9 protein-coding genes, 1 tRNA gene and 1 pseudogene are annotated in these 13,492 nt (G+C 59.0%); 2 read left to right on the plus strand and 9 right to left on the minus strand.

Annotation, left to right across the window (positions count from 1 at the left end; genetic code table 11):
- Nucleotides 1–35: 35 nt before the first annotated feature.
- The 5 genes from JHC09_RS08930 to JHC09_RS08950 all read right to left on the minus strand — a co-directional run bounded on the left by JHC09_RS08930 (nucleotide 36) and on the right by JHC09_RS08950 (nucleotide 4,822).
- A complete protein-coding gene (locus JHC09_RS08930; RefSeq protein ID WP_199531654.1) occupies nucleotides 36–1,952 on the minus strand; it encodes a beta-L-arabinofuranosidase domain-containing protein in 1,917 nt (638 codons plus the stop codon).
- A 177-nt stretch (nucleotides 1,953–2,129) separates the two neighbouring features.
- On the minus strand, nucleotides 2,130–2,573 hold the full coding sequence (locus tag JHC09_RS08935; protein WP_199531655.1) for a hypothetical protein: 444 nt from the start codon (nucleotides 2,571–2,573) through the stop codon (nucleotides 2,130–2,132).
- A gap of 204 nt (nucleotides 2,574–2,777) precedes the next feature.
- Nucleotides 2,778–2,867 (minus strand) — tRNA-Ser (locus JHC09_RS08940).
- A gap of 60 nt (nucleotides 2,868–2,927) precedes the next feature.
- Nucleotides 2,928–3,896 carry a quinone oxidoreductase gene (locus JHC09_RS08945; protein ID WP_199531656.1) on the minus strand — a complete coding sequence of 323 codons (969 nt, stop codon included), beginning with the start codon at nucleotides 3,894–3,896 and terminating at the stop codon, nucleotides 2,928–2,930.
- Nucleotides 3,893–4,822, minus strand: coding sequence for a TerC family protein (locus JHC09_RS08950; RefSeq protein ID WP_199531657.1), 930 nt, complete (start codon nucleotides 4,820–4,822; stop codon nucleotides 3,893–3,895). Before JHC09_RS08950 ends, JHC09_RS08945 begins: the two co-directional genes overlap by 4 nt.
- A gap of 206 nt (nucleotides 4,823–5,028) precedes the next feature.
- Here JHC09_RS08950 and JHC09_RS08955 point away from each other — a divergent pair, with 206 nt between their 5' ends.
- Entirely contained in the window at nucleotides 5,029–6,186 is a 1,158-nt protein-coding gene (locus tag JHC09_RS08955) for an FAD-dependent monooxygenase (protein WP_199531658.1), read from the plus strand.
- Nucleotides 6,187–6,263: 77 nt separating this feature from the next.
- Here JHC09_RS08955 and JHC09_RS08960 read toward each other — a convergent pair whose 3' ends face one another.
- From JHC09_RS08960 to JHC09_RS08970, 3 genes are all read right to left on the minus strand, one after another.
- The gene (locus JHC09_RS08960; protein WP_199531659.1) at nucleotides 6,264–6,989 is read right to left on the minus strand and encodes an invasion associated locus B family protein; all 726 of its coding nucleotides are present in this window, start codon (nucleotides 6,987–6,989) and stop codon (nucleotides 6,264–6,266) included.
- A gap of 143 nt (nucleotides 6,990–7,132) precedes the next feature.
- A complete protein-coding gene (gene mfd / locus JHC09_RS08965; protein ID WP_199531660.1) occupies nucleotides 7,133–10,621 on the minus strand; it encodes a transcription-repair coupling factor in 3,489 nt (1,162 codons plus the stop codon).
- Nucleotides 10,618–11,079 (minus strand): succinate dehydrogenase assembly factor 2, encoded by a 462-nt coding sequence (locus JHC09_RS08970; RefSeq protein WP_199531661.1) that lies wholly within the window; start codon nucleotides 11,077–11,079, stop codon nucleotides 10,618–10,620. The genes mfd and JHC09_RS08970 overlap by 4 nt, the downstream gene beginning before the upstream one ends.
- 2 nt (nucleotides 11,080–11,081) lie before the next feature.
- Here JHC09_RS08970 and recG point away from each other — a divergent pair, with 2 nt between their 5' ends.
- Nucleotides 11,082–13,190, plus strand: a complete 2,109-nt coding sequence (gene recG, locus JHC09_RS08975; protein ID WP_199531662.1) for an ATP-dependent DNA helicase RecG — start codon at nucleotides 11,082–11,084, stop codon at nucleotides 13,188–13,190.
- Nucleotides 13,191–13,235: 45 nt separating this feature from the next.
- Here recG and JHC09_RS16800 read toward each other — a convergent pair.
- Nucleotides 13,236–13,492, minus strand: a pseudogene (locus JHC09_RS16800) (hypothetical protein); the annotation flags it as partial.

The raw sequence follows: 13,492 nt of genomic DNA on the forward strand, positions 1-13,492 counted from the left end.
GTTGCCGGTCTTGATGTGTGAGATGAAGAGTTTTCTTAGGCGTTGCGCATCCAGACCAACATTTCGCCCGGCGCGCGATTGTCCCATAGATGATAGGGCACGAGCCTTGCATTGACCGCCTCGGTCGCAGCTTCCGCTTCCGCATAAAGCGCATTCCCCCAAGCGCCAGCACTCTCCTTGAGCACCGGCAGATCGATGGCAATGGCCCCGCGCAGATCGGGAATAACCGCAGTCTGCGCCTTGCCCAAGCCATTCCCCAACAGAACGGAATTGAGCCCCACGCCATTGTCAGCGCCTTCCATGCAATAGACCAGCGGCCCACGCATAATCGCCACCCTGCCCGCATTTTGGCGCACATAGGGATGCGCCCGGACCGCACGCGGCTCAAGCGGCAACGTCAGCTGGATCACATCGCCCTTCGCCCACTCGCGCTCAATGCGCACATAGCCATCGGCCCCCAAGTCAAACAGCACAATAGGCTGCCCGTTGACGTTGAGCTTTGCGGCCCGCGCCCACTGAGGGATACGCAGCGACACGGCGAAAGTTGCGCTCTGCTCTGGCGCAATCTCAATGGCTATGTCGCCCGACCACGGATAGTCCGTCTTCTGCGTCAGCGTGAACTTTGCGCCATTGGCCAGCTCCACCCGCGCTTCGCTCTGCGCATAAAGGTGAACGGCGATTTCATCATCCGCCACCTGATAGATGTACGAGCCCAGCGACGTCACTAGCCGCGCAATGTTCGGCGGACAGCACGGGCACGGATGCCAAATCCAGCGATGGTGCTTGCCGGTCGACTCGAGCGGGTTGTCATAAAAGAACGTCTTGCCATCCATGGCGAGGCCAGTGATCGCCCCGTTATAGAGCGCCTGTTCCATCGTATCCGCATAGAGCCGCTTCGGCCCACGCCCCAACATGCGCGACGCCCAGAACACCAGCCCAACCGACGCGCAGGTCTCCGCATAGGCCGTGTCATTGGGCAGATCGTAGTAGTCGGTAAAACCTTCATTGGAATGCGCCGGGCCGATACCGCCGGTCACATACATCTGCTTTTGCGTCAGGTCCGCCCACAGCGTTTCCAGCGTCGCTGTCAGGCTGTCGTCATTATACTCGGTCGCAAGGTCCGCCATGGCCGAATAGAGATACATCGCCCGAACGGCGTGCCCCACCACCTTGCTCTGCTCACGCACGGGAACATGCGACTGCGAATACTCCAGAATATTCTTCTGCCACCCCTTCGGGTCGCGCCCAAACGCCTTCGCTTCTTCCATAAAGAAGTTCGGCGCTTGCCCGCGCTCATCCACGAAGAATTTGGCCAGATCCATATAGGCTTGCGTGCCGGTTTCACGCGCCAGCCGCACCAGCGCCAGCTCGATCTCCTCATGCCCGCAATAGCCGCACATCTGCCCCGGGCCATAGCCAAACTTGGCGACGCAGTAATCCGCCATGCGGCTCATGACATCCATGAACTTGCGCTTGCCGGTCGCCTGATAGTAGGCCACCGCCGCCTCAATCATGTGCCCGGCACAGTAAAGCTCATGGAAATCGCGCAGATTGCTCCACTTCCACTCCGGCTTAATCCGCTGGAAGAAGGAGTTGAGATACCCGTCCGCGTCCTGGAGCTTGGCGTACATGTCGATGATCTCATCCGCCCGCCGCTCCAGCTCTGCATTGGGCTTGCGATAGAGCGAATAGGCAATGGTCTCAATCGACTTGGCCATGTCGCTATCCCAGAACATCTGGGTGGTCCCGCCCCAATTCATAATGGGAAGAACCACGCCCGGGCTCGGCACATCCGGGTTAATCTGCTCGAGCATCCGAGCCGAGACACAGCGATCCAAAAGCGTCTTGGCGGTCTCGTCGCATACAGCGTCCTGCCAATCCCCCCAATACCCACCAATCGAGACGGATGGCACAGGCAATGGCCTGAACTGACGGTTCTCAGAAATAGTCATTCTCGTTCCCATAGATAGTCAGCGCGCAAGCCCCTCGGCCGCGCCCTCCTCATGACCAGTCTATAGAGATTCACCCCTCTGCCATACATGATTTACGGCAATACCGCGCCCGCTACACAAGGCCCGGAAACAAAAAAGGCAGGCCGAAGCCTGCCCTCACGCACTATGTCCGCACGCTTAGCCGCCGGCGACCATCAGCATCACCCGACGGCCATCTTCCGCCTTGAGTTCGAGCCCTTCAGGCGAGGTTTCTGCGTATGAAACCTGCTCCAGCGCATTCAACAGCGCGATGGTGTTTTTATACGCCGGACAGCTGTCCTCATAAAAACCCTCTACTTCGCTGAAACTCACCTTCGGCAGTGCAATCTCAACTTTCGCAGTCCAATCGGTTTCACACCCTGTTTGCCCGCCAACATGACCGAATTCTCTATCTGAAACGACAAGAGTGGTTGGCGCCAGATCAACGCCTTCGATCTTGCCCTCATATTCGATAGCGACCCAATGGAGGTCAAAGAGCTCGTCGGTCAGCGGCACCGCCTCTTGCGCCGACACGGCGCCACAGGCGCCCACCAGGCCCAAAGCGAGTACGATATTGCGAAGCCCAGCAGCGTTAAATGGCATGTGTGAAAATCACCTTCTTTGAATAGCTTAGTATCTTAGTCCTGCGCACTGCATACCAAGATCAAGCAAACAATGGTGCTTTTATGGTGACGCCGTCATTCAACAGGGCCCATCACCCAGCGAATACGCGTCCCGCTCGGGAAAGAGCACGCCACAAGGCCCCGGCAAAACCGGTTTTCTCTCAGCGACAATTTTGGAGATTTATGGCGGGCAGGGAGGGATTCGAACCCCCGGAAGGCTTGCACCTTCGCCGGTTTTCAAGACCGGAGCAATCAACCACTCTACCACCTGCCCGACGACAATGCGTTTAACGAGGGGGATCGCGCCTGTCCAGTAGCCCCCCTCGTTTTTTCGCTATGGCTTGAGGATAACTGATCCCGTCGTGCCCCGAGACTCAAGGGCGGAATGGGCTTTCGTGGCCTCCTCCAGTGCAAAGCGCTGGCTGATCTCGACTTTGATTGCCCCGCTGGCTATCGCGCCAAACAAGGCCTCCGCCCCTTCGAGCAGTGCAGAGCGTTCCGCGAAATAATGCGCCCCCGTTGGCCGGGTCACATACAGCGATCCCTTGCGCGCCAAAACGCCAAGGTCCGGGATAGCAACAACACCCGAGGCATTGCCAAAGCTCACCATCAATCCACGCGGGCGCAGACAATCGAGCGAGGCGTCAAAGGTCGCCTTGCCGACGCCATCATAAACCACATCGACACCCCTGCCCCCGGTCAGCGCCTTCACGCGCGGCGCGAAGTCCTCCGCCTTATAGTCGATAACATGGTCACAAAACCGCTGCGCTTTCGCGACCTTTTCCGGGCCCCCAGCCGTAGCGATGACCGTTGCGCCTAGGGCCTTGGCCCATTGCGTCCCGATCATCCCCGTACCGCCCGCCGCCGCATGCCAGAGGATGGTCTCCCCCTGCGCCACCGGCCAGGTCTTGAACAGCAGATAATAGGCCGTGAGCCCCTTGAGCAAAGCTGCCGCCGCCGTCTCATCATCGACCCCATCGGGGATCGGCACCACCCGATTGGCCGCGATAATCCGCTCCTCGGCATAAGCACCGACCGTACCCTGATAGGCGACCCGATCCCCTTCACGGAATTCGCTGACGCCCTCGCCCACCGCTGTCACCACGCCGGCAGCTTCATTGCCCGCCACAAAGGGCCGCGGCACGGGGTACAGCCCCGAGCGTTGATAGGTGTCGATAAAGTTGAGGCCGATAGCCGTCTGCCGGATTTTGACCTCTCCGGCTTTGGGCGCGCCGATGTCCCAGTCTTCAACTCTCAGGACTTCAGGACCACCAGTTTCATGGACGGCGACGACTTTACTCATTTAGGAGCCTTTGGCTTACGGGGCGCCGATTTCGGACGTGATTGCGCCCGCGAAATCGGCGTCGAACGCGGTACAGATTTTTCACTCAGAGGTGCTTGGTGCGACGCCGTCACGCCGCGGGCCTGCCCCACAGACGACAGCGCTTCTTCGGTCGAAACGCTACCAATGTCGCCCGTAAAGGGCGAGATTTTGTGTCCACCGCTGCGTTTTGCCCGGCGCTGCTTGGCAAACACATTGAATGCCTCGACCAATACCGAGAAGGCCATAGCCGAATAGATGTAACCCTTTGGAATGTGGAAGCCCAAGCCGTCGGCCACCAGCGTCACACCAATCAGCAACAGGAAGGCCAGTGCCAGCATTTTGGTCGTCGGGTGATCCGCCACGAACTTGGCGATCGGACCAGACGCCACGAACATGACCGCGACAGCAACCAGAACTGCGGCCACCATAACGGCCACCTGATCGGCCGGAACCATGCCGACCGCTGTGATGATCGAGTCGATCGAGAACACCATGTCGATGATCACGATCTGCACCAGAATGGCCTGCAGCGTTGCCGTTCCCGCACTCGCAGCGCTCACCTCATGGTCGCCCTCGATGGCAGCATGCATTTCGTGCGTCGCCTTGTAGATGAGGAACGCACCACCGGCGAGCAGGATGATATCCTTCCAGCTGAACGGCTGCCCGAAGGCTTCAAACACCGGATCTTTGAGCTGCACGATCCAAGAAATCAGGAACAGCAGGATGATGCGGAACACCAAGGCCAGCCCGATCCCGAGCTTTCGCGCAAATTCCGCCTGTTCGCGCGGTAGGCGCGAAACCAGCACAGAGATGAAAACGATATTGTCGATACCAAGCACGATCTCCATGACCGTGAGCGTACCAAATGCGATCCACACATTGGGATCGGAGAGGAGTTCCATCATGGCAGTGTCTCCCAAAGCCGACTCGGGCTCAATTGTCAGTGTATGGTGTGGGTGGCCAGTGGTGAAGCACCCGCCTCTGAACTGCGAAAATGGGCACGCCTGGGCTATTGTTTAGCGCCGAGCACTGCTATGGCCGGAACAGCAAATGCCCTGCGGCGGTTCCACTGTCGCAAATGGCTTTCGACCGACACCCAAAAGGATGCGCCATGAATAAGGATGCTGATGTCATCGTGGTGGGAGGCGGGCTTGCGGGCTCCGCTGCTGCTGTCGCCGTGGCGCGGCTCGGATTTTCGGTCATCCATCTAGCCCCCGCTGCGCCGCCCGATCGGCGCACCTCGGCCCTCATGATGCCAAGCGTCGAATTCCTCGTTGAAAGCGGGCTGGTTTCAGAGCCAGCGCCCCTCGGCCACCCGCTCACCGCCATTCGCATCATCGATGCCACGCCCCGCCTCTTCCGCGCTCCAGAAACCTTGTTTGAATCGACCGAAATCGGCCTGCCCGCCTTCGGCTGGAACTTTGGCAATGCGCGACTTCTTGAGCATTTTCAAAGCACTGCCCCAAAAATCGGACTCATTATCCGAACCGAAAGCGTGTCGGCCTATCACCACGATGGTCAACTGGGCACGGTCACTCTGGCCGATGGTTCGACCCTATCTGCGCCCCTCGTGGTCGGTGCCGATGGCAAGAAGTCTCTGCTGCGCAACGCCGTCGGCATCACCACGCGCGAGCATCAGTTCACTGAGGCTGCCCTCGTTTGTGATCTGGAACTGACCCGCAGCGTTGGCGGCACTTCCATTGAGTTCCACTACCCGCGCGGGCCCTTCACGCTGGTGCCGGCCGGTGGCAACCGCGCCAATCTCGTCTGGATCGACGATGAGACCAAGCTGGGCTCCATTCAGGCTGCGGGCCCAGAAGCGCTCAGAAATGCCCTTCTGGAGCGCTCACAACGCCTGTTCGGTGATCTCAAAATTGTCTCCCCCAGCTTCGTCTTCCCCCTCTCGACACTAACCGTTGATAAGGCGGGAGCTTCTGGGGTGGCCTTGGTCGGCGAGTCTGCGCACGCCTTCCCGCCCATTGGCGCACAGGGCCTCAATTTGGGCCTGCGGGATGTCGCCGATCTTATCGCCGCATTGAAAGCCACAGACACGACCCTGCCTGACTGGGGCGCCAAGGCCGCTGATGATTATGCGCGCCGCCGCGCAGCCGATCTGGCGCAGACCAGCACTATTGTCGACACGCTGTTCAAATCGCTTCTGGCTGACATGCTCCCCAGCCAAACTCTACGCGCGGGCGGCCTGTGGGCACTCAAACTATCCCCGTTCTTGCGCAAGCAGGCTTTTGCCGTTGGCATGGGCCGCCGCTAAAAGCCTCCTCGCCTCACACCTGTACAACAAAAAAGGCCCGGTTTCCCGGGCCTTTTTCAAATTCGTCTGCGTAACGCTTACTGTGCAGCAGGTGCAGCAGGAGCTGCTGGCGCTTCGCCTTCTGCTGGCGTTTCGCTCAGCTGCTTGCGGAGCTGCTCGGCGCGATCCTGAAGAACCTGCTCCAGTGCGTTTTCGCCCGATTCCTGGCTCTGCAGCTGTTCGAACGTCAGGGCCGTATCGCTATCATAAGTCGCGGTGAAACCAGCGAGGTTGATATCGATGGTCAGGTCCTGGTTCTGACGGTTCTTGGCGGTCAGCTTCAGGGTCGAGCCCTTCTTGAGCGAAGCGACATACTGTTCGTTGATCACGAGCTGAGTCGAGCACGACTGCTGATCACACAGCATGTACGGCACGCGAACTGGCTTGGCATTGTCGATCTGCCAGGTCAGGCCGAACGGCAGCAGCACGCCAAGCGGAACGGCAGCAACAGCCAACAGGCGGCTTTCTTGGCCCGGATCGTCACGCAGCAGGAAGGAGCCGAGGAACTGGCCGTTTGCGAGCACCACTTGGCGCATCACGCAAGCCTTCTGGCCGTCTTCGAGCGGATCACAAACCTTTAGCCAGTTCTGCGATGGCATATTGTCGACGACAGCGCCGACTTCAGCAACAGCACCGCCCTCGGCCGCAGCAGGAGCTTCAGCAGCCGGTACTGCAGGAGCCGCGTCCTGCGCGAAAGATACAGCCGGGGTCAGCATAAACGCTGCCGCTGCGATTCCGGCCACGAGGGGTTTCTTGAACGTCATAAAATGTCCTTGTCTTCCTTGGCGGTCCGGGCAGCCCAAAGCTACCGAAATACCTGAACTGCCCTTCAAGGGCTCAAATCGGGCAATAACATGACCGATGAGAGTTGCCAAAAGATTATAGCGCCTCGTGTCCGAGACTTCAGTTAACTCTTATTCTCAGCCAAACGCGCCAGTTTACTCATAATTGCGGCTGCACCCTTGAGCCTTTGCTCCGGCGTTGGCCAATTGCGCACGAACACGAGCTTCTGATCAGGCTTGATCTTCACCTGATTGGACAGGTCCGAAACCATGCGCACCAGACCAATCGGATTGGGGAACTCGTTGTTTCGCAACGTCACCACCGCGCCCTTCGGACCAGCGTCGACCTTTTCGACATTGGCCTGACGGCAGAGTGCCTTGACCAGAATGACCTTGAGTAGCGATTCCACCTCTTCCGGCAGCGGCCCGAACCGGTCGATCAGCTCCGCACCCGCAGCATCAATGTCGCGAATATCGCTCAAATCACCAAGACGGCGATAGAGCTGCATGCGCAACTGCAGATCAGGCACATAGCTTTCCGGAATCATCACCGGCATGCCGAGCGAAATCTGCGGGCTCCACTCGTTCTTGTCGTCGTATTCCTCGTCGCCACCAGCGCGCAGGTTCGCCACAGCTTCTTCCAGCATCGACTGGTAAAGCTCGAAACCGACTTCGCGGATATGGCCCGACTGCTCGTCGCCGAGCAAATTCCCTGCCCCGCGAATATCCAGATCGTGGCTCGCCAGTTGGAAGCCAGCGCCAAGGCTTTCGAGCGACTGCAGCACGCCCAAACGACGCTCTGCGGTGTCGGTGAGCTTCTTGTCGGCAGGCACGGTGAACAGCGCATAGGCGCGCTGCTTGGCCCGGCCGATACGCCCACGGATCTGATAAAGCTGCGCCAGACCAAATTGGTCGGCACGATGCACGATCAGCGTATTGGCATTCGGAATATCGAGCCCCGATTCCACAATGGTCGTCGCCAACAAAACGTCGAACTTGCCGTCGTAGAAATTGTTCATGATGTCGTCGAGTTCGCCCGGCGGCATCTGCCCATTGGCGATGACATAAGAGACTTCCGGCACCTGCACGCGCAAGAACTCGGCAATATCGGCCTGATCCTTGATGCGCGGCACCACATAGAAGCTCTGCCCGCCGCGATATTTTTCGCGCAGCAAAGCTTCGCGGATCGAGAGCGGATCGAAAGGCGAAATAAAGGTACGGATCGCCAAACGGTCGACCGGCGGCGTCGCCAACAGCGACAGATCGCGAACGCCAGTCAGCGCCAGTTGAAGCGTGCGCGGGATCGGCGTTGCCGTCAGCGTCAGCACGTGAACATTGGCCTTGAGCTCCTTGAGGCGCTCCTTGTGGCTCACGCCAAAGTGCTGTTCCTCGTCGATAATCAGGAGACCCAAGTCCTTGAAACTGATCGACTTCGACAAGAGCGCATGGGTGCCGATAACGATATCGACATGCCCATTGGCCAAGCCTTCCTTGGTTACTTTCAGTTCGCCCGCAGGCACCATGCGCGAGGCATGACGCACATTGACCGGCAAACCATGGAAGCGTTCAGAGAAGTTCTTGAAATGCTGACGCGCCAAGAGCGTTGTCGGCACAACCACCGCCACCTGCTTGCCCGAAAGCGCCACGGCGAAGGCCGCGCGGATGGCAACTTCGGTCTTCCCAAAGCCAACGTCGCCGCAGACGAGGCGATCCATCACCTTGCCCGAGGTCAGATCGTCAAACACCGCCCCAATGGCGTTGAGCTGGTCTTCCGTTTCCTCATAGGGGAAGCGCGCCACGAACTCATCGTAAGCGCCAGAATTGAGGTCCACCGAATCGGCGCGGACCAGCAAGCGTTGCGCCGCCAGCTTGATAAGCTGTTCCGCCATTTCGCGGATGCGCTTCTTGAGCTTGCCCTTCTTAGCCTGCCAGGCCACGCCACCGAGTTTATCGAGCGTCACCGAGGCATCGTCTGCACCATAACGGGTTAGCAGTTCGATGTTTTCGACCGGCAGGTAAAGCTTAGTCTCGCCGCCATATTCGAGCTCGACGCATTCATGCGGAGCGCCACCGGCCTGAATGACCTTCAGCCCCAGGAAGCGACCAATACCGTGGTCGACGTGCACTACGAGATCGCCTGCACTCAAACTCGCCGCTTCCGTCAGCGCATCCGAAGCCTTCTTCTTGCGCTGCGGCCGCAAAATGCGCTCGCCCAAAATATCCTGCTCGGTCAGAACCAGCAGGTCTTTGGTTTCAAAGCCAGATTCGAGGGGTAACACGATCAACGAAGTGGTCGCCGCGCTCGTGGTTTCCGCGTCTTTCCAGTTCTCGCCGAGGCGCGGATTGGTCAGCCCGTGATCCTTGAGCACCTGCGCCATGCGATCGCGCGTCCCCGCGCTCCAGCAGGCCACAATTGCGCGGCGACCATTGCGGCGCTCCGTAAGCAGCCGCTCCACCACCTTCTCAAAAAGGTTGACGTCATTGGCCAAACGGTCCGCAGCAAAGCTCGGGGCAATATGCCCACCGGCATCGTCACCCGATTTCGTCTGCGGCGACAGAAACGCCGAAAGCTGAATGACCGACGCCCCCGCCAACTGCGCTGGCGTCACATCAACATTGTAAAGCAGTTCTGGCTTGATCGGCTTATAGGGCGCCCCTGCCCCCGCCACCTGCGGCGCCAGACGCGCGGTCTCGCGCGCATCGTAATAATCGGCAATCTGCTCGACACGCTCGCCATAGGCTTCGTTCACCTGATCGTCGAAGACGAACGGGGCATCGCCCACATAATCCGCCAGACTATCGAGCTTTTCATAAAAGAACGGCAGCCAGTGCTCCGTGCCCGAATAGCGCGACCCGCCACTTACCGATGAATAGAGCGGGTCATCATGGGTGTTGCCACCAAAAGTCGCCGTATAGTTCTGACGGAAACGGCGAATGGTGGCTTCATTGAGCACCAGCTCGCTCATCGGCGTCAGATCAATGCGCTTAAGATTTCCCGTCGTCCGCTGTGTATCGGGATCAAACGTCCGGATCGTTTCCAGCTGGCTGCCAAAAAAGTCAAAGCGCAGCGGCGCATCCGCATTGGCCGGGAACAGGTCAATCAACCCACCACGGACTGCAAATTCACCGCTTTCGCGCACCGTCGGCACGCGCAAATAGCCATTGTTTGCCGCCCAACCGATTAGCTTATCGCCATCGACTACCCGACCCACCGCCGCCGAAAACGACATGGTTTCGACAACAGCGCGCGGCGGCAACTTTTGCACCAGCGCATTGACCGCCGTCAGTACAATCGCGCCCTTGGTTCCGCTGGTCAGCGCCGCCAGCGTTTTCATACGCGCCGCGATGGTCACATTGTTTGGCGACACACGGTCATATGGCAGGCTGTCCCAGGCAGGCAGTTGCAATATCGTGTGTCCGGGCAACATCGCCCCCAACACTTCCGCCATGCGCTGCAAGCGCCGTCCATCACGCGCCACGAACACCACCGCCGCCGCATCATCCGGCGCGTTTTTGAGGCGTTGTTCAACCAGCCGTGCCAACACCAATGGCTGCATGCCATCGGGTACGTTGGAGATGGTGCGAACTGTGGGCGTAATGTCAGAAGAAGTCATCGGGCGACGCGGGCCTCGTGGTCGGCAATAAGAAGGTCGAGGAAAGAACGATCCACATGCGCTGGCGGCTCCTCCTGCCGGAGCACCCATTTCAGCAATGGCGGGTCTTCTTCGTTCATCAGCGCTTCGAGCTTATCGAGCTGCGCCTCATCGTAGTTTTCCAGATGCGCATCCGCGAATGGACCGAGCACCAAGTCCATTTCCTTGGTCCCACGATGCCACGCGCGATAGCGCAGCCGTTTACGTCGAATAGCGATCTCTTCACCGGCCGTCATTTGCGACACCCATGATTGAATTTTGTTCTCGATTTGGACTTGTTCTTTACGCGTGTTAGCCAACAATGTCAGCCCTATTCCGTCATGCCCCTGAATGTCAGCAATTTGCCCCTTCAGTGGCCCAAAAGTGCCGGCCAAAGGCCACAGAAGTGCCAATAGATGCCCCTCGGTAAGGAGAATCATTCTTGTCCCGTCCCGATGAATTGCAGCCCCTGTTCCGCTCGCTCCACTCCATCAAAGGCGTGGGCGATAAGCTCGCAGCATTGCTGACCAAATTCTTCGGCGCTCCGGGCGGACAAGAGGCCATCGTCCTCGACATTCTGATGCATATGCCCTCCGGCGTCGTCGATCGCCGCCGCCAGGTCGGCATTGCAGAAGCCTATTTAAATCAAATCGTTACGCTGAAACTCCACATCGACCGGCACCAACCGCCACCACGCGGAAAGCTACATGTGCCACATCGCGTTTTCGCGCATGACGAGACCGGCGAACTGTCCTTGGTGTTCTTCCGCGCCCAAGGCGGCTGGGTCGAAAAAGCTCTCCCCGTCGGCGAAGAGCGCTATGTCTCTGGTAAGGTCGATTTCTTCAACGGCCAAAAGCAGATAACGCACCCAGACTATATCGTCGAAGCCGAGAAATTCGCAGAACTCCCCCTCGTCGAGCCAGTCTATCCGCTCACAAGTGGCCTGAGTTCCAAGGCCTTAGCGAAGCTGGTGCGCCAGTCCGTTGAAATCATTCCGGAATTGCCGGAATGGATTGACGCTGAAACCATGCGCCAACGCAAGTGGCCAAACTTCGCCCAAGCCATGCGCGAAGTCCATTTGCCAGAGAATCCTGACCAGGGCCAACTCTGGTCCCCGGCCCGCCAACGCCTTGCTTATGATGAGTATTTAGCGGGCCAAATCACCCTACAATTGGTGCGTTCGACCATGGTCGCCCAAAAGGGCAAGTCCCGTACTTTCAACGGGAGTATCACCTCCCGCGTCGCCGCCGCGCTTCCCTTTTCCCTGACCGACGGCCAAAATCAGGCCCTCGAAGAAATCCGCGCCGACCTCGCCAGCCCCGACCGCATGTCCCGCCTCCTGCAAGGTGACGTCGGCTCCGGCAAGACCGTTGTGGCTCTTATGTCCATGGCGGCAATGGCAGAAAGCGGCGCGCAATCGGCGTTGATGGCTCCGACCGAATTGCTGGCTTCACAGCATTTTAAAACCATTCAGCCTCTCGCTGAAGCGGCAGGCCTAGGCTGCGCATTGCTCACCGGAAAAATGCCCGCAGCCGAAAAACGCAAGATTCTAGCAGGACTTGCCGATGGCTCGATCCACATCGCCCTCGGCACCCACGCCCTCTTCCAATCCGGCGTCGCCTTCCACAATCTGGGCCTCACCGTCGTCGACGAACAACACCGTTTCGGCGTCCACCAGCGCCTAGCCCTCTCTGACAAAGGCCGCGACACTGACCTTCTCGTCATGACCGCCACGCCCATCCCGCGGACTCTGGTACTCACCCACTTCGGCGACATGGCCGTCTCTGTTCTCAAAGAAAAGCCGCGCGGCCGCCAACCCATTGATACGGCAGTGCTCTCGATCAATGACTACGGCCGCGTCATAAACCGTCTCATCGCCCGTCTCGGCGAAGGTGCGCAGGCCTATTGGGTCTGCCCGCTGGTCGAAGAAAGCGAATTTATCCAAGTCGTCAGCGCTGAAGATCGCTTTGCCGAACTGCAAAAAGTCTTCGGCGATCAGGTGGCCCTCGTCCACGGCCGCATGTCCGCCGCCGCCAAGCAAGAGGTTATGGCGCGCTTTAAAGCCAATGAAATCAAACTGCTGGTCGCCACAACGGTCATCGAAGTGGGCGTCGACGTCCCCAACGCCACGATCATGATCATCGAACACGCCGAGCGCTTTGGCCTCGCGCAGCTCCATCAGCTGCGCGGCCGCGTCGGCCGTGGCTCGCAACGCTCTGCCTGCCTGCTTCTCTTCAAAGAACCGCTCAGCGAAACCGCCCAAGCGCGTCTCGAAACCATCAAATCCACCGAAGATGGTTTTGAGATCGCCGAACGCGACCTCGACCTCCGCGGTCAAGGCGACGTCTTAGGCACCCGCCAATCCGGCATGCCCGGCTACCGCGTCGCCGTCCCAGACGTACATCGGCACTTGCTTGAGTTCGCCCATGACGACGCCAAAGCCCTAATGCAACGCAACCCCGGCCTCACCGGCCCCGACGGCGAAGCCGCCCGTACGCTGTTGTATTTATTCCGAAAAGATCTGGCGATTCCACTGATCAGGGCGGGTTAAACGGCAAGCACTGGCGCGACTCCTCCCCCTACCAGGGGGGACTGTTCATTTGGGACTCCTTATGAGGTGTCTGTTGAAGAACAGATTGAGCGTAATCTCGAGCATCTGCACTGTTTTGGAGACGCGCTTTGTCCGCCGATTGAACCGCGCAAGATTGTCCCTGATTGAGGAATTGGAGGACTCAATCAGGTGGGTTTGCGCCTTTGTTTCCAAATGTGGCACGGTCACGCCATTGCGCTTGAAAGCGAGTGCGTAACAAGAGTTGGCATCGGTAAAGATGGCCCCGATCTCACCCACAGCCT

The sequence above is a fragment of the Devosia sp. MC532 genome (assembly GCF_016461625.1).
Classification (GTDB): domain Bacteria; phylum Pseudomonadota; class Alphaproteobacteria; order Rhizobiales; family Devosiaceae; genus Devosia.